This window comes from Azospirillum brasilense (assembly GCF_003349955.1).
In the GTDB taxonomy this organism is placed as follows: domain Bacteria; phylum Pseudomonadota; class Alphaproteobacteria; order Azospirillales; family Azospirillaceae; genus Azospirillum; species Azospirillum brasilense_B.
This window is the reverse complement of record NZ_QLKQ01000023.1, coordinates 1-16,016: the sequence shown is the minus strand read 5'-3', so window position 1 is coordinate 16,016 and position 16,016 is coordinate 1. Positions and strand designations below refer to the sequence as shown.

Below are 16,016 nucleotides of genomic sequence, written 5' to 3'. Positions count from 1 at the left end.
CGGCCTTCCGGAACGTGTACGTCGGAACTGGGCGGGCCGAGTTGGCCGAGGCCCGCATCCGTGACCTGCACCTCAGCCACGGCACCGGCCTGGAAGGGCGGTGCCTGCTCCTAGTCGGCCCGCCGGGGGCGGGAAAGTCCGTGGCGCTGCAACGCTACGCCGCCCGCTACCCGGACGTGGAGGAGGATCTGCGCTCCCGCCGCCGGATACTCCGCATCGAGGTGCCGCCGGGATGCAGCTTGCGCTCCCTCGCCAGGACCATGCTGGCCGACCTGGGGGATGTCGCGCCGTCGCGGGCAAACCAGGTCGAGGCTACGAAGCGCGTCCATACGCTGCTGAAGGCGTGCGGCGTTGAACTGGTGATCATGGACGAGGCGCACCGCCTGATCCACACAGATACCGACCGAATCGCCTACGACGCCGCCGACTACATCGTCGGGTTGCTGAACACGAACCTCTGCCCGATTGTGCTGGCGGGCCAGCCGCACATTGAACGTGTGGTCACAACCAACGCCCAGTTGGGGCGCCGCTCGGTCGGCGAAGTTTACATTGGGGCCTACGACTGGGAGGACCGGGACCAGAAGGAAGAGTTCCGGCTGATCCTGAACGCCTTCGAGCGAGCGCTCCGTCTTCCGCTCCCGTCCCGGCTCGGCAGCGCCGAGACGGCTCTGCGCATCCACCATTTCTCACGGGGGTTGCTCGGACCGGCGGTCCTCCTGATCGAGGAGGCGTTCAAGTTGGCCCTGGACCGCTCGCTCGGAGCCCTGTCGCATCCGCTGTTCGCCGAGGTCGTGGACCGGCTCCGGATCGGGGATGGTCGGCGCCTGGTCAACCCGTTCCGGGTCGAGGCGCTTGCCCCGGCCCCGGCGGCCGGGCGCGACGAGGCGGTCCGACCGAGGGTCGAAGAGGAGTCTGCCCGCCGACGACGGAGACGCCAACCGACCGGATCGGCGGGCGGCCATGCCGACTGACGACGTCCCCATACTTCCGATTCGGGTTCAGCCGGAACCCGACGAAAGTCTGTTGGGCTTGCTGCTGCGCATGGCTGCGGCCAACGGTTTCGAATCCCCGACCCCGCTGATCCAAGCCTGCGGCTTACCCATAGCGGACATCGCGGCGCTGGCGACCAGTGTTTCGGCGGTCCCGCTCTTGTCCCGCCTGCTGGCGCTCGACGAGACCGCCGTCGCCGCCATGTTTTACGCCGGGCCGGACGGCGGCTCCCGCCTCCTCGGCCATCCCGTGCACCCCCATTTCATTTCGGAGCTATAACCCAGAATCAGATGCGATTGATAATCAACATCATATTCAAAAAAACGTGAGTGTCACCGGCCATATTTCCGGTATCATTGTTGTTCGACCCATCCATTCAACCCTACATACATAAGCGTATGGTCCGGTGGTGGGTCTTGAATGGTTTTTTGCCAAAATGACAATCCGGGGTGTGTTATGAAGTATCCAGTGCAGGACCTTGTGGTACGTAGTGTTGGACCAACGCAAATGCCGTCCGGTCCCGTGTATGCCGCATTGATAGAGCATACCCCTACCGGGAACCCTTTGGTGGCGGTTTATACTGACGATAAGGCGGTTGCTGATAGCTTGGCACAGTCCCTCGCTATTGGACTGCAAAAATCTCTAATTTTGGAAATTCCGTGAAATGGCGGGGGACTCCAAACAGAGTCCCCTCTGCCCAAATTGTATCACTGAGATTCCGGCGTACTTTCAAATGTGAATTGGTGTCGTGTCGGACTATTTGCGGCCCGATAGATCAACGTCGTGTCTTCAAGCATGGCGGATTGCATTTCTCGATGACCGGTCACCGAATAAACTTTGCATCGATCTGTGTCATTTGTTGATTTGGCTTCTTCTGTCATGGCGATACCTTTCTGATGGTTTGGAGAAATCAGATTATTTAGTATGTTGAAGGCGTTCAATATTAATAACTTGGACAAGATCTACAGGAAGCGACTGCAATTCCACCTGTGATGCGATCCCGCCGGACCTGACACCCCACGGCATGGACGAAAATGGTCCGGAGCCGGTCCAGCAGGGGCATCTTCTCCATGAAGACCCGCACGACCCGCTGGCCCCTGTGGGTGACCTCGCGTTCGACCGCCACCCGGAGGTTCCACCGCGACATCACGTCGTTGACGTACCGCTGGAGGTGCGGCTTCGACACGAAAAAGTGGACATCCCGCATGTGCTCGACCCAGGAGTTGAACGACTCGGCGGTGTTGTTGTGGACCCCATCACGGGCGAAATCCCAATCCCGGTGGCTGCACTGGCTGTGTAGGGCGAAGGACCGGGCAATCTTGGCGAAAGCCCCGTCACCGTCCGACATGATGTGGGCCTGGGGATCAACCTGGGCTTCGGCCAACGGCCGGATCGTGGCTTCGCTCTCGTCCGGAACCACGGTGGCCCTGACCTCACCCTGGCGTTCGGCTGCGACGAACACCGGCTGCTTGTCCGTGCCCCGGCCCCGCTTGTTCTTGACCTTCTGGCCGGTTTCGCCCTTGGCCTTGCGGGGCTTGCCCCCGACGTACTTGGTGTCGAATTCCACGGTGTTGGCGAGCTTGTCCGCCATGGTGAGCCAGAAGCCTTGAAGCTCGCGGAAAGCCTGGAGGATCTTCCAGACGGATTTCTGCGAGACACCAGTCCATTCGGCGATCCGCGTGGATGCCATCCCGAAACTGCTGTTCACGGAATAATACAGAATCTCGAAATACTTGGTCAGTGGGAGTTTCCGCGAGTGGAGCCACGTCCCGCTGGTCACGGTAAACTGCTTGTGGCAATCCCGGCAATGATACAGGTGGCGTGCCGCAGCCTTGCCGGCCAGTGGTACGGTATTCAGGCAGCCGCAATCCGGGCAATGCCGGCCATTGGCCCATACGGTTTCCTCAAGGAACCGCATGCAGGCCGCGTCATCCGGGAAGGCTTCTTGGAAATCCGTGAGTTTCATGGCCGGTATCCTTTACCGGCTCATTGTCTTATGAGTCAGCGAGGAGTCAATGACTCCACCATGGATTCTTTTATCATAGTGTTACTTGAGTTTTACTCAGCCCCGCCATTGCGAAGCGGTCGCGTCTGATTCTGGGTTATAGCCCCGTTTCATTTCGGCCCGGCGGCGCAAGGTGTGCCCCCGGTGCCTGAATGAAAACGGTCACCACAGAGGCTTGTGGGACATGGCCTTGACGACGGTCTGTCCGGTCCACCGCCTGCGCCTGGTCGAGCGGTGCCCCGCGTGCGGGCGCCGCCTCGGCTGGCGTGTGCCGTCGCCGTGCGCCTGTCGCTGCGGGCACGATCTGAGGCGGGGGCCGGGCGTGCCGGTACCCGTCGGCGAACTTGCCGGAGCCGGGGCGCTGCGACGCCTGTTCCTCACCGCACCCGACACCCTGGACGGGTTGGCCGCCGAGGTCGGCGTCGGCGGGACGCTCCGACTGATCTACGCGCTCGGCGGCACGGAGCTCGGTGTCGGCCACCGGGCCAAACCGGCGCGGTTCGCCGAAAAGCACCCGGACCGCGTGCACCTGCTGCTCGACGCCGGGTGGCGGGCATGCGCCGACTGGCCCGGGTCGTTCCACCGCTTCCTCGACGGCCTCGCCGAACGACCCGCCGCGCGCCACGGCCGCTACGGGGCCGCCAAGCGGTACGGCGGGCTTCCGGCCTGGTTGGGTAGCGTCGCCGACGAACCCTACGGCCGCGTCGCGTGGGAGGGGTTCACCGACCACGTCGCCCTGCGCCCCGAGCTCGCCACCCGCCTGCGCGCCGTCCGGCGAAAGCGCGCCGATGCCGCCCTTCCCGACGCGTGCGTCACCCTGGTCGGGGCCGCCCGGGCGCTGGGCGTCGCATTCGACACCCTCAGGGCGTTCGTCGACCGCCACGGACTCGTCGTCGCCGGAAGCGGCGGACAGGGCGAGCCGGTGCTGTTGCGCGCCGCCACCGTCGATCGTCTCCGCGCCGACCTGCGGGAACTGGTTGACCAGGACGCGGCATGGCGCCTCCTGGGAATCGGCAAGCGAACCTTCGTCGGGCTGCGCGGCACCGACCTGCTGCCTTCGCCCGCGTCCGGTATGGCGGTCGATTTGTTGGGGCGCACCGCGTGGCGCGTCGCCGATCTGGAGGCGTTTCTCAGGCGCATCGAGGCTGCCGTCGGTCAGGGGCGCTGCACCGGGGAACTCGTCGGTCTGCCGACCGCGGCGCGCGCCCTTGGCGGCCTGGGGATGGGTGCCGAGGCGGTCCTCCGCGCCGTCCTGAAAGGACGGTTGCATCCTGCGGCCCTGCGCTCCGAAAGGCGCGGACTTGCCCGGCTGGCGTTCTACAAGGCGGATGTCGAGACGCTCCGGGACGCCTTGGCGGCGGCGGCGCGGCGCACGCTGTCGATCGACGGGGCGGCCAAGGCGCTCGGCGTCAAGCAGGAGGTCGCGTACCACTGGGTCCGCCGCGGCTGGCTGTCGACCGTCGAGGTGCCGGGGGCGACGGCCGAACGGGGTGGACGGGTCACGGAGGAGGCGCTCGCGGCGTTCCGGCGGGAGTACGTGACGGCGTCCGACCTGCGCGGGACGCATGGGTTCGGCACGTCGAAGAAGCTGGCGCTCCATCTGGTCGACATGGGCGCGCGGCCGGTGTCCGGACCGTCGGTGGACGGCGGGCGGCAGTTTCTGTTCCGGCGCGCCGAGATCGACGCTTTGCTCGCGCGGCGCCGAATCGCGGACTCCGACCGGCGACGTACGGGCAACGCAACGACGGACGGAGGGGAGGACGACGGTGGGCCTGAACAGCATCCCCTGCGACCGGCTGGCCCGGGCCTCTGACCGGCTCGGCCACACGGATCCCGCGTATGGGATCGACGCTGTCCGCACCGCGCGTGGAGCGCCGTCGCGGCCGAGCGCCGACCGCATGACTACGACGTTTGCTCCATCCGGTCGGCGGGACGGCGGATCCGACGCCCCGCGCACCGACGGACGGGGCGGTCCGGTGGCATCGAATGGAAGCGGGAGACGACGATGGCGGTGGAACGGCACGGCGACTTTCTGGTGCTGCGCGATCTGGCGGGCTGCCGACGGGCGCTGCGGGTCACCGACATCTCCGAGGTGCGCGACCACGACGACACGTGCATGGAATCGGCCATCGTGACCCGCCGCGGGGAGGCCGTCGTCCTGCCCGACGACTTCGACGAGGTGCTCCCGCTCGTGGTCGCCCGGTGGGACCGGCGCTGATCGCTCGCCCTTCGCGAACGGACGGGCGGGTATCCGCGGTCACCCTTCAACCGCACGGATTCGCGTGTGCATGAAACCCAGTGCCCGATGCGCCGGACTTTGACGGCAGGGCGACCGTCCTTATACTGTTAGTTGATTCGCCTCACCAAGCCGCACTCCAGCCGGGCGGCGCGGCTTGGGAATCGTTTGCGACCTGAAGGGAGCGACCGACGGCGATCACCTCAATCGGACGGGAACGGCACCCCATGGCCTTGGACCAGCGCCAGAAGAAGATCCTGAACTTCTGGAGATCCCTGGAGATGTTGAATCCCCAGGAGCCTCCCAAGCTCAAGGAGCGTGGAAAGAAGCCCCCGTATTCCCAGGTGGTCGAGACGCGCGCCACGCAGGCCATGCCGTGGGAGTCTGCCTCGCCGCATCGGATTCCCGCACGTGCGGAGTGGACCGTCAACCACCGCCTGCATTTCGGCATCTACACTCTCAAAGACTATGCCGATGACACGCAGAAGGCGTTCGGTACCGAACCATCACAGGAAGGGGAGCCGCCTCGCGGCAGGCGGTACTGCGTGTCGATGCTGCTGCTCGCGGACGGCCATCCTGTCCGCGGCTCGGTGTCCCTGTCGTCCGTACCATGGGCGATTGGACGCGTGGAGCGGTTCGGCGCGAAGGCGATCACGGACTGCGGGGACTGGAAGGCGACGGAGGCGCTGGTCAAGGAGGAGATCGACGCCGTCCTGCCGCCGATGCCCGACAAGGAAAACGGCATACCGTCGGTGCCCATGGACTTCGGACTCGTCAGGCGAATCGAGGACATCGTCCGTCGGCGGTGCGGGTGGCTTCCGGACCGCGCGTCGCCGGTGGTCGTGGCGTCGTGGGAGAGCAAGCGGCGGACGGACGACGAGGAGGAATCCGACGACGGTATCCTGAATAGCTTCTTCGTCGACGACCTCCAGGCCGTCATGGCGTCCGAGAGAACGGGGAGATGCCTAGAGGAGTATCTGACGGAAGGCCGCAAGGCCGTCGAAACCGAGGTCGTCCGCGACGTCTCATCCGTCCTGGAGGCGCTTGCCCCCGCAAAGGCGCCGACCGGCGCGTGGCCCGGAAAGGGGCATTACCCGCTCGTCCTAGCGCAACAGTTCGCCGTCAACCAACTCGTCTCGCGGCTTAAGGACACGACCGGGCTGTTCTCGGTGAACGGCCCTCCGGGAACGGGGAAGACCACCATGCTCCGCGACGTCATCGTCGCCCTCGTCGTGGAGCGCGCCTCCCGCATGGTCGCGTTCGACGATCCGGAGGCGGCGTTCTCGTACCGCGGAAAGGTGTCCGTGAACGATCGGGATCAGCCCTGGTACCTTCCCCACGAAACGCTGACCGGCTTCGAGATGGTCGTCGCCTCCTCGAACAACGGTGCCGTCCGCAATGTGACCAAGGAGATCCCGGCGGCAGCGGAGATCGATCCGTTATGGCTTCGAGGCGGCGCCGCCTACTTTACGGAGAGCGCAAGGCAGATCGCCGGGAAGCTGCCGTCGGAGGTCAGCCCCAAGAACCCGTGGGCGTTGCTCGCGACGACGCTCGGCGCCGCGAAGTACAGGAATGCCTTCGCAGATGCGGCTTGGCCACGCAAGAAGTCGGAGAATCCGGAGGCAGACCGTTCCCTGAACAGGGTGTTCTGGAACGTGGTCCCGGACGGCGTCGATTGGGAGGGCGCCAGGGCGCGCTTCCGCAACGCGGTAGCGACCGTCGAGACATTGAACCGGCCCCGGAACCATTGGCACAGACAAGCTGTCGACGCGCTCGCGGCCGCGCGGCGGCGCGCGCATCACATGTCGCGGCTCGCCGCCTTGCAGGTGGACTTGGACGGCATGAAGCCCGCGCTCGATGCGCTCGTCGCCACCACGGCCCTTGTCGCCCGGATGCGGGCGGACAGGAACTCCTTCTCGTGCAAGGTCGATGCAGCGCGGCAGGAGACCGTCGCCGCCGACCTGAAGCGCAGGATCGGAAACCTCACGGCGGAGAGGGCACAGGCGGCCAAGAACGTCGGTGCCGCCGAAGTCGAAGAGGACGCCACCCGGCGGGAGTACGAGGAGGCGAGGGAAAGACGCGAGGGCATGAAGGCCCGAAAACCGGTGTGGCTCGGTCCCTTCAACCGCCGCACCAGGCTTGCATGGCAGGCCGGGTTGGACGCCATCAACGACCGGATCGAGGCGCTAAGCCATGCCCTCACGGACGTCCGGAGGCGAATGCACGACATCCGATCCATGGTCGAGGAGTGCGATCAGGAGATCGCCGAGGCGGGACGGGCGCTGGAGAAGGCCGAGGCGGAACTCGGCAGGCTGCGAGCGATACCCGCCTATGCCGCACCAGCGCCGTCCGAAGCGCCGTCCCCCGGCTCCCCCGGGGCCGCGACATGGCTCTTGCGTCTCGACGAGACGATCACCGAGAGGGAGGTCGCCGTCGCCGCGGTCCGTCGTCGGGAGGACGAACTGTCCCGTGGCATCCGAACGGAATCGGAGGCCATTGCCGCCATCGACCGATCCGCCCGCCCCGTCTCGAAGGACGCCATGTCCGCGCTTGGGGCAAACATGCCGGACGTGGCGGCGTGGGCATCGGGGAACGATGAAATCCACCTGACCTCGCCGTTCATGGACGAGCCGCCCGCCAAGGGCGCCGCCCCGGGGCCGCTCCACGCCGCAAGGGTCGAGGTGTTCCTCGCCGCCCTGGCGGTGCACGAGGCTTTCCTGCTGAAGGCCGCCAAGCGGGTCCGCGGCAACCTGCACATCGCGTTCAACCTCCTGCGGCGGAACGTGCCGCACCGGCCCGCGGGCGTGGCGGCCGCAGCGTGGCAGACGCTGTTCCTCGTGTGCCCCGTCCTGTCGACGACCTTCGCCTCGTTCGGGCGGCTCTTCGCCGACCTGGGGGCCGAGGACATCGGGTGGTTGCTGGTCGACGAGGCCGGGCAGACAACGCCGCAGTCGGCGGTCGGGGCGATGTGGCGGAGTAAGCGCATGTTGAGCATCGGCGACCCCATCCAGCTGGAGCCGGTCGTCCCGATCCCAAAGGGGGTCGTCGCCGCCGTGCGGGACACGTGGGGCGTGGAGACGTCGGCGTGGGACGCGGGAAAGGAATCCGTCCAGACCCTGGCCGACCGGCGCAACCCGATCGGGACGACGATCTCGCCGGGTACCGACAGAGAGACCTGGGTGGGATCGCCGCTGCGCGTCCACAGGCGCTGCGAGAAGCCGATGTTCACCGTCGCCAACCGGATCGCCTACGAGAACCTGATGGTGTACGGAACGGTCGAGAATCCCGCGTTCGAGACCCCGCTCCCGGGATGCCTGTGGATCGACGTCCGCGGCAGGATGGACCAAGGCAACTATTCGTCCAAGGAGGGAGAGATCGCCGTCGAACTGTTCCGCATGATCCGGGAACACCGGGAGAAGTCGGCGGGACGGATGGACTTCGCGTCCTTCGACCTGAAGACCTACGCGATATCGCCGTTCCGGGACGTGGCGGACAACCTTCGCGACGCCTTGGTCGACGCGGGCTTCCCGAAGGTGTGGGCGTCGCAGTCCGTCGGGACCGTGAACACATTCCAGGGCAAGGAGGCGGACGAGGTCGTCATCGTCCTCGGCGGGAAACCGGGAGCCAGGACTAGGATGTGCCGGAAGCCGAACCTGCTCAACGTGGCCCTGACACGCGCCAAGCGTCGGGTCTACGTCGTCGGCGATTACGGCGGCTGGTCGCAGTTGCCGTACTTCGATGTCCTCGCCGGGGCGGACGGAATCACGAGGGTGATGCCGGAAGACGTTCTGGCGGTGCCGGGCACCCTCCCCTAAGGGGTTGGAGTCCCGGCGATATCGGAAAACGACCGGCTTGGCGGGGCGTCCCCCGCAGATTCGGAATACGGGCGCCCCGTCCCGGGACGAGGCGCCCGCCGGACCGCCCTACAGCTTGAACGGGCCGCTCGCGGCGAAGCCCCGCGGCTCCACCGTCTGGCGCGCGATGACCGGCAACAGATCCCTCCGGAACGCGTTCATCGGCTTGTCGGGGGACTGGAGCCACTTGCCGTCCTTCCGCTCCAGCCACCCGGAGGCGAACGCGTCGCCCGCGAGGAAGCCAGCGTTGGCGGTCCGGACGAACTCCGCCGCCCGCTCGGTCGGCCTCACGGCCACGCTCACCCCCAACTCGCCGAAACCGGCATCGCGGACGCTGGCGATCGCCGGGAGACCGGCGAAGTCGAAGCGGTAGACCCCCTCCCCGTCGCCCCAACGGTTGTCGCCCGCGTCCAGGCCGAACAGCCCCCGGTCCAACCCGGCGTTGATTGCGGCCACCATCATGTTCCGCCACGCCGCCGTCCGGGTCGGCCCGCCGACGCTTTTCGCCAGCATGTCGTCTCCCCGTCTGCGCCGCGGCCGGTCCGCGGGGGCGATGTTCAGGAAGGCGTTCGGCCCGATCCCGTCCCATTTCACCGTGAACCCAAGGTGCAGCGCCGCCGCGATGAACATGCCGTTGCTCACGTAGCTGTCCGGCTCCCCACGCTCGCTGTGGAACCGCTCCGCCGCGTGCTTCCAGCCGTAGCTGGTCGAGTTGCGGTTCACTGTGGCGCGCCTCGGAACCTCGGTGAGGAACTCGCAGGCCCTCACGAACTGGAGAATCCCATCGGCCGACGGCATCTCTTCGCGCAGGCGGCGGAAGTCGTCCTCCCTCTCCTGGCGGCTCTTGCGGAAGTCGTCCGTACGGAACCCGTTCATCGACAGGCCCGGCTCCGCTGCCATGACCGCCTCGACCGCCGAACGCGCCTCGGCGAACTTGCACCGCACCACGGCCTCCTCCAAGGCGCCGTACTTGACGGCCTGGAAGCCATGGTCCTTCAGGTACTCCGAGAACACTCGGCTGTCGGGCGACCGCGTCTGCGGCCCGACGGCCAACTCGGCGCGCAAGGCGGCGTTGCTGCCCCAGCCGAGGCCGCGGGCCATGGCCTCGACGCGGTGGGACGACTTGACGTCCGGCAGCATCCCGATGAGTTCACGCTTGATGGACTCGACATCGTCGAGCGAGATCAACGTCTTCATGACGGTTTCCCTAAGTTTGGATGTGGATGCCGCAGATCGCCGATTACCAGCGGCCCATCGAACCTGGGACCGTGAAGACCTGAACCTTATGCTTGTGGCGTCTGACTCGGCGACAAGTCACGGGTGCCACGGACCACGCCACGAACGTAATCGCTGCGTTTCGGCATGTCAACGCGCCAAATCGGTGCGGTGCCGTCGCGGCGTCCGGCACGGCTCCAGGCGAGCACCCTAGGATGACTCTCCTCTTCGGATTGACATCTACTGGCAATGCCCGAAAACCCTTGCGCGCCACAATATGAGCGCTACCTTGGCGGGCGTCAGCGTGCCGTGGTCCGTGGGCCGGTCCGGCGGGACGCCTTGCGGGGATTGGCAATGCGCATCGGCAGGGACATCCGGCAGACCATCTTCGACGGCCTGAGGATTGAGAACGTCCGGTGGTGGGGCGCGCTCGACGAGGTCGCGTTCCTGTCCGCCATCTTCGACCTCGAAACCCTGCCGTCCCACGACAGCCGTTTCCAGGACGCCGCCGGGGACATCTGGCAGCACCGGGAGAACAACCCGGACGACTGGCCCGACGACTGGGTGTTCGGAGACCGCCGCCTGAACCTGCTCGGGTGCGTCGATGAAACCTTCCTGGCGTTCCTCTGCCGCATGCTCCATCCGGTGGTCCGTCCCGACGGGAACGAGGCGAGGGGCTTGGCGGCCAAGCTGAACGAGGCGCTGGCGCCCGCGGGCATCGCTCTGGTCGAGGAGCGCTCCATCTTCGGGCGCCCCGTCTACGCCGCGCGCCCGTTGCCTCGGCCCGTTCGTTCCTGAAGCACGCCAAGGCGTCGGCGGACGTCCTCGACGCCGGGTGGATGGCGAACGAGGTGCTCCGGCTCGAACGCGCCGTCGATGCCGATCCGGACGCCGCCCTCGGCGGCACCAAGGAACTGATCGAAAGCTGCTGCAAGACCATCCTCGCCAAGCGCGGCGCCCCGGCCCTGGCCGGGGTGGACCTGCCCAAGCTGGTCAAGCTGGCCCTGGCGGAACTGAAGCTCGTGCCTGACGACATCCCCGACAGCGCGAAGGGCGCCGACGAGATCCGGGTGCTGCTGAACAACCTCGCCACGGTCGCCGTGAAGATCGGCAACCTGCGGAACTGGTATGGGACCGGCCATGGCCGGGCGGGGAACCACAAGGGCCTCCAGCCCCGCCACGCCCGGTTGGCGGTCATGAGCGGCGTCGCCTTCGTCACGTTCCTGGCGGACACCTTCCGGGAACAGGAGGCGCAACGGCCATTGGCTACAGCTACCCCCTGAGCCCGGTCGCGAACTTGCCGGACGCTCCCTTATGCCACTGGCACTGCCCTATACCCAGATCAGAGGTTGGTTGGAGTTGCGCCTCGCGTGAAGACTGCCTATTATGTTGATAAGGAGACAAAATTATGCCGATGCCTGTGGATATTGTTCAGTTTGTATCGGTCAGTCCAGAAAGCCAACACTCACAGGCGATAGCGGCTGTTGGCGCGCCGTTCGTGTCCCAAAGGGACATGGAACGCTGGGGGCGGCGACGGGATTTGGAAGACGTCCGGGCTGATGCACGAGCGATGTTCGAGCGCGCCAAGGTTCTCTGCGAAGCAGCAATAGCTGAGCTGAAATAACGCGTTCAGGAATCTTATTCGTGTCTACATCTGACTTTGAGCAGATTACTAGAACTGCTCTTGTTTACCTTGAAAAGCGCTTGAATATTAAGGCTGCTTTTGAACTTTCCAAATTCAGGCAAATTATTGCACTATACGATCAGAAATCTGACGGCTTGGAGCCCGAAGTCCACCCGGCTCTCGCTGCTCAAATGTTATTTTTTAGCAACCCTCTCGATACCAATCGGGCCTACAAACACTACAATGCCCACCTTGCGATGGTGGTGGGTCTGTTGATGAGTGGGAAGCCGCCAAACACAATTGACATTGAAGAAATAGCCAAGAAGTCATTGCAGTTGCATGGCAGGGGTGATCTTACTGATTTCTACGATTTTCTCAGTAAATGGTAGTAGTAGAGCGCCTTTCTACCCCTAATTGATCGGAAATGCCCTGCATAACCACGCAGTGGCGCCGATAGTGAGGAACGCAGCTTCGCCGGGAGCACGTACGAACTCAACTCCATCCTCAAGCGCGTCACCAGGGACAAAAGTAAGCTGTAAAATTGGCTGGACGGGAAACCTACCGTATGGGACGACCTCGTGGTGATGAACGTCCACGACTGGTCCCCCGCGCCGCGCCTGGTCAAGGATCTCCAGCAACAGTCAGGAAGCAAACAAGACGGGCGTCGTCCACCAGGAACACCATCGGGTTCCGCTCGTCCTGACGTCCCAGGAAGAACACGCACACGGAGACGCCCGCCTTCTGGTCGACGTTCGCCTTCTGCTGTTCGACCGCGCGAGCCAACTCGTCGAGGAAGTGGTTCCGGCGCCGGGCCGACCAGCCCGCCATGTCGACGCGCACGGTGTAGTGGGCGCCCGGCCTCGGCTTTGGCAACCCCTCCTCGAACACCCACAGCACGGCGTTCACGGTGAACGCCACGACATCGCCGTCGATGACCGGCGCCTTGAACCGCATCGGGGAGAAGTGGACTTTCGCGGGAAGAAGGCGCGCTTCCCTGGTGTTTCCGAGCTTCGCGAAGCACTCCCCGTACGTCCGCCCATCGCAGTCGGGTATGGTCAGCCTCCGGTCCCGATGCCTGGGGAACAGGCAGTAGTGCTCGGCTATCCGCTTCAGGCTCGATGCGGTGTAGTCGTGCCTCTCCCGACGCTCCCCTTGCCCTCGGCCGCCCCCCGCATGGCGGTCGCGGACATCGTCCGCCGGTTGCCCCGGGGTCGCGACCTGGTCGCGCCGCTCGACGAGCTTCAATGCGCTCGGCCATCCCACGGGGTGACCGGCCTCGTTCCGGACCGGACGGACGACGCCGTTGCGGACGATGTTGCGCAGGCCGTCGGCGTCGCAGTCGGCGCCGTGCGGTCCGTTGGCCCGGAAGTACGGGGAGACCTTGTACCTGCGCCTGCCGTCGCAGGCCACAGGGACCATCTCGACCCCGCAGACGTGACATTCGAACTCGTTTGGGTGCCAGCCGTCGAGCAGGGGCAGTTCGGCGGCGTCGTAGACTTCCCGATCGCGGCGGTTGCGGGCAAGGTCCGGCATGTTCCCCCTCGTGGCGATTCGGCATGTCGGATACCACTTCCGGACAGCCAGATCACCGGTATCCGCAAAGGCACATCGCCGCATCCCCAACCTCATCCCTAGCCGCACCGTGGGTGGGACAGGGCCTCAAGGGCGACATGGAGCCGCAGTCCCTGGCCGTCGCCGGTGCACGGCGACGGCGCAATGCGCTTCCGATGGCGTCCCAGGCTGCGATCCCCATCAGCGGATACGGCATTCGGAACACCTAGAGTCCGATGTTCAGGGCGGCCGGGACGAATACGAATTCCCGCTTCGCCGCGCCGGGATCGGTGAGTTTGGGAAAGAAGGCGATGACGCCCACGTTCCACGCCCCGATGCGGGTGTCCGCCTCGTAGGTGGCGTGCAACGCGTTGTAGCCCCGGCGCTCGACGGCCCGAACGTCGGCCAGAAACGAAGTGTAGATATCACGCTTCTTCACCGTCTCGCCGGGGATGGCGAGATCCCCCAGTGCGCACGAATAGAAGTTTAGGTTCCCTCGCAGGATGGCGACGGACTCCGCCACATCCTGCGTGCATCGGCCGTCATCGACCAAGTAGCAATGGCAGCCGAGCAAGGCTGCGGCCTGGGGCTGCGTCTTCAGCGGGGCGCAGGGCACGGCCACCTTCCCCGCGAAGAACTCCGTCACATGCGCCAGGGCCTCTTCGAAGCTCCTCAAACGCCGAGGGCGATGGAAGTCGCCTACCTCGAACCGGAGCGCCACCGCCACGCGGTCCAGCGACTCGGCGCTCACCGCCTCGCCGCGCTCGATCCGTTCGATCGTGGACAGCGAGACGGCCGCGAACTGCGCCAACGTCTCCCGCTTCCAATTCAGCAGGCGACGCCAGGTGTTGACCAGCGCACCGACCTCCTGTGAGGTCGGAACATACAGCGCGCCGTGGTCTTTCATGCGGTCGGTGGAACCGGCGAAGTTCGGATCGTGGAAGCCCATTGTCATCTCCATGGTCATTCGGATGCCGGGGATGATGACCTCGTCCGCCAAACCGAAGGAGGCCGAAAAACCCTTCAGCCATCCCCTACCGAGACTGCCGTCTGGTAGACCGTCGGGACCGCCGCGCCGACCACGCCGCCGACCATGGTCGGCCTGATCCACAGGAGCTTCGTCTCCGTCAGACCCTTCCCATGGCGATGATGCCGCCAATGCCCGCGGCGCCAGTGCGCCGGTAGGGCGCCGCCAGCGCCGGGCTGGGCGCTCCGTTCCGCACGATAGCCGCAGAATTCGATCCAGCGCGCGCCGTCCTTCAGCGCATGGGCTTCGGCGGCGGCGCGGCCCTTGCGGGTGGACGCGCGTGCAACACGGGCGTGGGCGTGCGCATCGTTCAGACGCCGCTCCTGATCCCGGTCTGGCCAGTTCAGGTAGCACATCACGTTGAATACGAGCCGGACGACATCGTCGATGTGTTCAGGCTGACTGATCACATGGCGCAGGTCGTCCTCGCCATAGCTGTCCTCTTCATAATAGGTGTCAATCGGCAGCCCATGACGGCGCTCGTACTCAATGGCCTCGGCCACCGTGTTGCGGTGAGAGGGAAAGCTCACCGCGAACCGCAGCCACGGCATGTCCAAGAGCTCGGCCGTGGACAACGGCGCCGGTCCGCGGCCCCGAGGCTTGAAGGTAAAATCGACCATGATCGACCAGAAGGGCGACCATCCCTTTTGGGCAGGATCAAGACCTTTGTCTGCCGCCTCGTCGAGAACGGTGTCCGGATCGCCCATGAACCGGTGGTACTCGCTCCAGGCTTCAGCGTTTTCCGCCAAGCGCCCGGCAAGGTGCGTCTCGTAGTCGGGGTACGGGGCCAGGCCGTACGAGCGTAGCCATTCGACCATCCGTGGGTCTGCCCACAGTTTTCGGGTGTCGGCGACGATCTCGTCATCTGGCGGCGGAGGCCGACGCATGCTGGTCGCCAAGTCGACCTCGCACTCGATGTAGAAGCCATCGATCTCGAAACGGGGATGGAAGTCAGGCTGGAAGGTTCCAGGAGGCAGGGCGACGTAGGAGGTGTCGTACGGCATCCTGAGCGTCTTCACCGGCAGGGCCATGACATCGGTGTGGCCGAGCATCTCCAGCAGCGTTTGACTGAAGGCGAACAAGGCCCTGCCGTCACGCTGCCACTTCGACAGGAGGTATTCGAAGTGCTCCTCGCGGCGGATCACCTCCCACACCTGGCGCTCGGTGGAACTGGCCGGGAACGCGGCCTGGATGCGATCCTCGATGGGCTTCAGGACGCTCTGGTAGTATCGATCCGACGGCAGCGCGGAGTGATGGCGAGCCTCCTCAGCTTGTCGGTATCGGTCGAGCAGATCTTGAATAGGCCGGAGTTGGACGGCGTGCCGCCGGAAATGCAATTCCGAAAGCCGGATTTCAGGTTCAGAGCGGGTTCGCATGCCTACCCTCCATCAGCACCAGAGTGCGCGCAGCATACGGCGGTTGCAATGCTGGAACTAATTTCTGGCAGATACTTTCCGGGGGTCGTGTCCCGAGGCGTGGTGTAGGAGCCGGGGCGCTCATCTGGTCACCGGCGT

14 protein-coding genes and 1 pseudogene are annotated in these 16,016 nt (G+C 65.5%); 10 read left to right on the top strand and 5 right to left on the bottom strand.

Annotated features, from left to right (window positions below):
• The first annotated feature begins 14 nt into the window (after positions 1 to 14).
• Together DXK32_RS12530 and DXK32_RS12525 are read left to right on the top strand one after the other, a co-directional pair.
• Entirely contained in the window at positions 15 to 971 is a 957-nt protein-coding gene (locus DXK32_RS12530; RefSeq protein WP_162801155.1) for an AAA family ATPase, read from the top strand.
• Positions 961 to 1,269 carry a hypothetical protein gene (locus DXK32_RS12525; protein ID WP_114858809.1) on the top strand — a complete coding sequence of 103 codons (309 nt, stop codon included), beginning with the start codon at positions 961 to 963 and terminating at the stop codon, positions 1,267 to 1,269. Before DXK32_RS12530 ends, DXK32_RS12525 begins: the two co-directional genes overlap by 11 nt.
• A gap of 664 nt (positions 1,270 to 1,933) precedes the next feature.
• Here DXK32_RS12525 and DXK32_RS12520 read toward each other — a convergent pair.
• Positions 1,934 to 2,956, bottom strand: a complete 1,023-nt coding sequence (locus DXK32_RS12520) for an IS1595 family transposase (RefSeq protein WP_114858808.1) — start codon at positions 2,954 to 2,956, stop codon at positions 1,934 to 1,936.
• 151 nt (positions 2,957 to 3,107) lie between these two features.
• Here DXK32_RS12520 and DXK32_RS33670 point away from each other — a divergent pair.
• The 4 genes and pseudogenes from DXK32_RS33670 to DXK32_RS12505 all read left to right on the top strand — a co-directional run.
• Positions 3,108 to 3,209: pseudogene (locus tag DXK32_RS33670) on the top strand (TniQ family protein); the annotation flags it as partial.
• 108 nt (positions 3,210 to 3,317) lie between these two features.
• Positions 3,318 to 4,808 (top strand): hypothetical protein, encoded by a 1,491-nt coding sequence (locus tag DXK32_RS12515; protein WP_247877116.1) that lies wholly within the window; start codon positions 3,318 to 3,320, stop codon positions 4,806 to 4,808.
• 192 nt (positions 4,809 to 5,000) lie between these two features.
• Entirely contained in the window at positions 5,001 to 5,213 is a 213-nt protein-coding gene (locus tag DXK32_RS12510) for a hypothetical protein (RefSeq protein ID WP_114858806.1), read from the top strand.
• Between the two features lie 245 nt (positions 5,214 to 5,458).
• Complete coding sequence (locus DXK32_RS12505; protein ID WP_114858805.1) at positions 5,459 to 9,046, top strand: DEAD/DEAH box helicase; 3,588 nt, start codon at positions 5,459 to 5,461, stop codon at positions 9,044 to 9,046.
• A gap of 108 nt (positions 9,047 to 9,154) precedes the next feature.
• On the opposite strand, the gene DXK32_RS12500 is transcribed toward DXK32_RS12505, so the two are convergent.
• Positions 9,155 to 10,282, bottom strand: coding sequence for a hypothetical protein (locus tag DXK32_RS12500; protein ID WP_114858804.1), 1,128 nt, complete (start codon positions 10,280 to 10,282; stop codon positions 9,155 to 9,157).
• A gap of 372 nt (positions 10,283 to 10,654) precedes the next feature.
• Here DXK32_RS12500 and DXK32_RS12495 point away from each other — a divergent pair, with 372 nt between their 5' ends.
• The 4 genes from DXK32_RS12495 (at position 10,655) to DXK32_RS32115 (ending at position 12,313) form a co-directional block, all read left to right on the top strand.
• Positions 10,655 to 11,098 (top strand): hypothetical protein, encoded by a 444-nt coding sequence (locus tag DXK32_RS12495; protein WP_114858803.1) that lies wholly within the window; start codon positions 10,655 to 10,657, stop codon positions 11,096 to 11,098.
• A 41-nt stretch (positions 11,099 to 11,139) separates the two neighbouring features.
• Positions 11,140 to 11,583, top strand: coding sequence for an abortive infection family protein (locus DXK32_RS12490; RefSeq protein ID WP_114858802.1), 444 nt, complete (start codon positions 11,140 to 11,142; stop codon positions 11,581 to 11,583).
• A gap of 125 nt (positions 11,584 to 11,708) precedes the next feature.
• Positions 11,709 to 11,924, top strand: a complete 216-nt coding sequence (locus DXK32_RS32120) for a hypothetical protein (protein WP_162801153.1) — start codon at positions 11,709 to 11,711, stop codon at positions 11,922 to 11,924.
• A gap of 20 nt (positions 11,925 to 11,944) precedes the next feature.
• Positions 11,945 to 12,313: a hypothetical protein gene (locus DXK32_RS32115; protein ID WP_162801152.1), complete on the top strand. Its 369-nt coding sequence runs from the start codon at positions 11,945 to 11,947 to the stop codon at positions 12,311 to 12,313.
• Between the two features lie 232 nt (positions 12,314 to 12,545).
• Here DXK32_RS32115 and DXK32_RS12485 read toward each other — a convergent pair whose 3' ends face one another.
• From DXK32_RS12485 to DXK32_RS12475, 3 genes are all read right to left on the bottom strand, one after another.
• A complete protein-coding gene (locus tag DXK32_RS12485; protein WP_114858801.1) occupies positions 12,546 to 13,457 on the bottom strand; it encodes a hypothetical protein in 912 nt (303 codons plus the stop codon).
• Positions 13,458 to 13,701: 244 nt separating this feature from the next.
• Positions 13,702 to 14,475 (bottom strand): helix-turn-helix domain-containing protein, encoded by a 774-nt coding sequence (locus DXK32_RS12480; protein WP_205215700.1) that lies wholly within the window; start codon positions 14,473 to 14,475, stop codon positions 13,702 to 13,704.
• A 23-nt stretch (positions 14,476 to 14,498) separates the two neighbouring features.
• Entirely contained in the window at positions 14,499 to 15,878 is a 1,380-nt protein-coding gene (locus DXK32_RS12475; RefSeq protein WP_114858800.1) for a hypothetical protein, read from the bottom strand.
• Positions 15,879 to 16,016 lie beyond the last annotated feature (138 nt).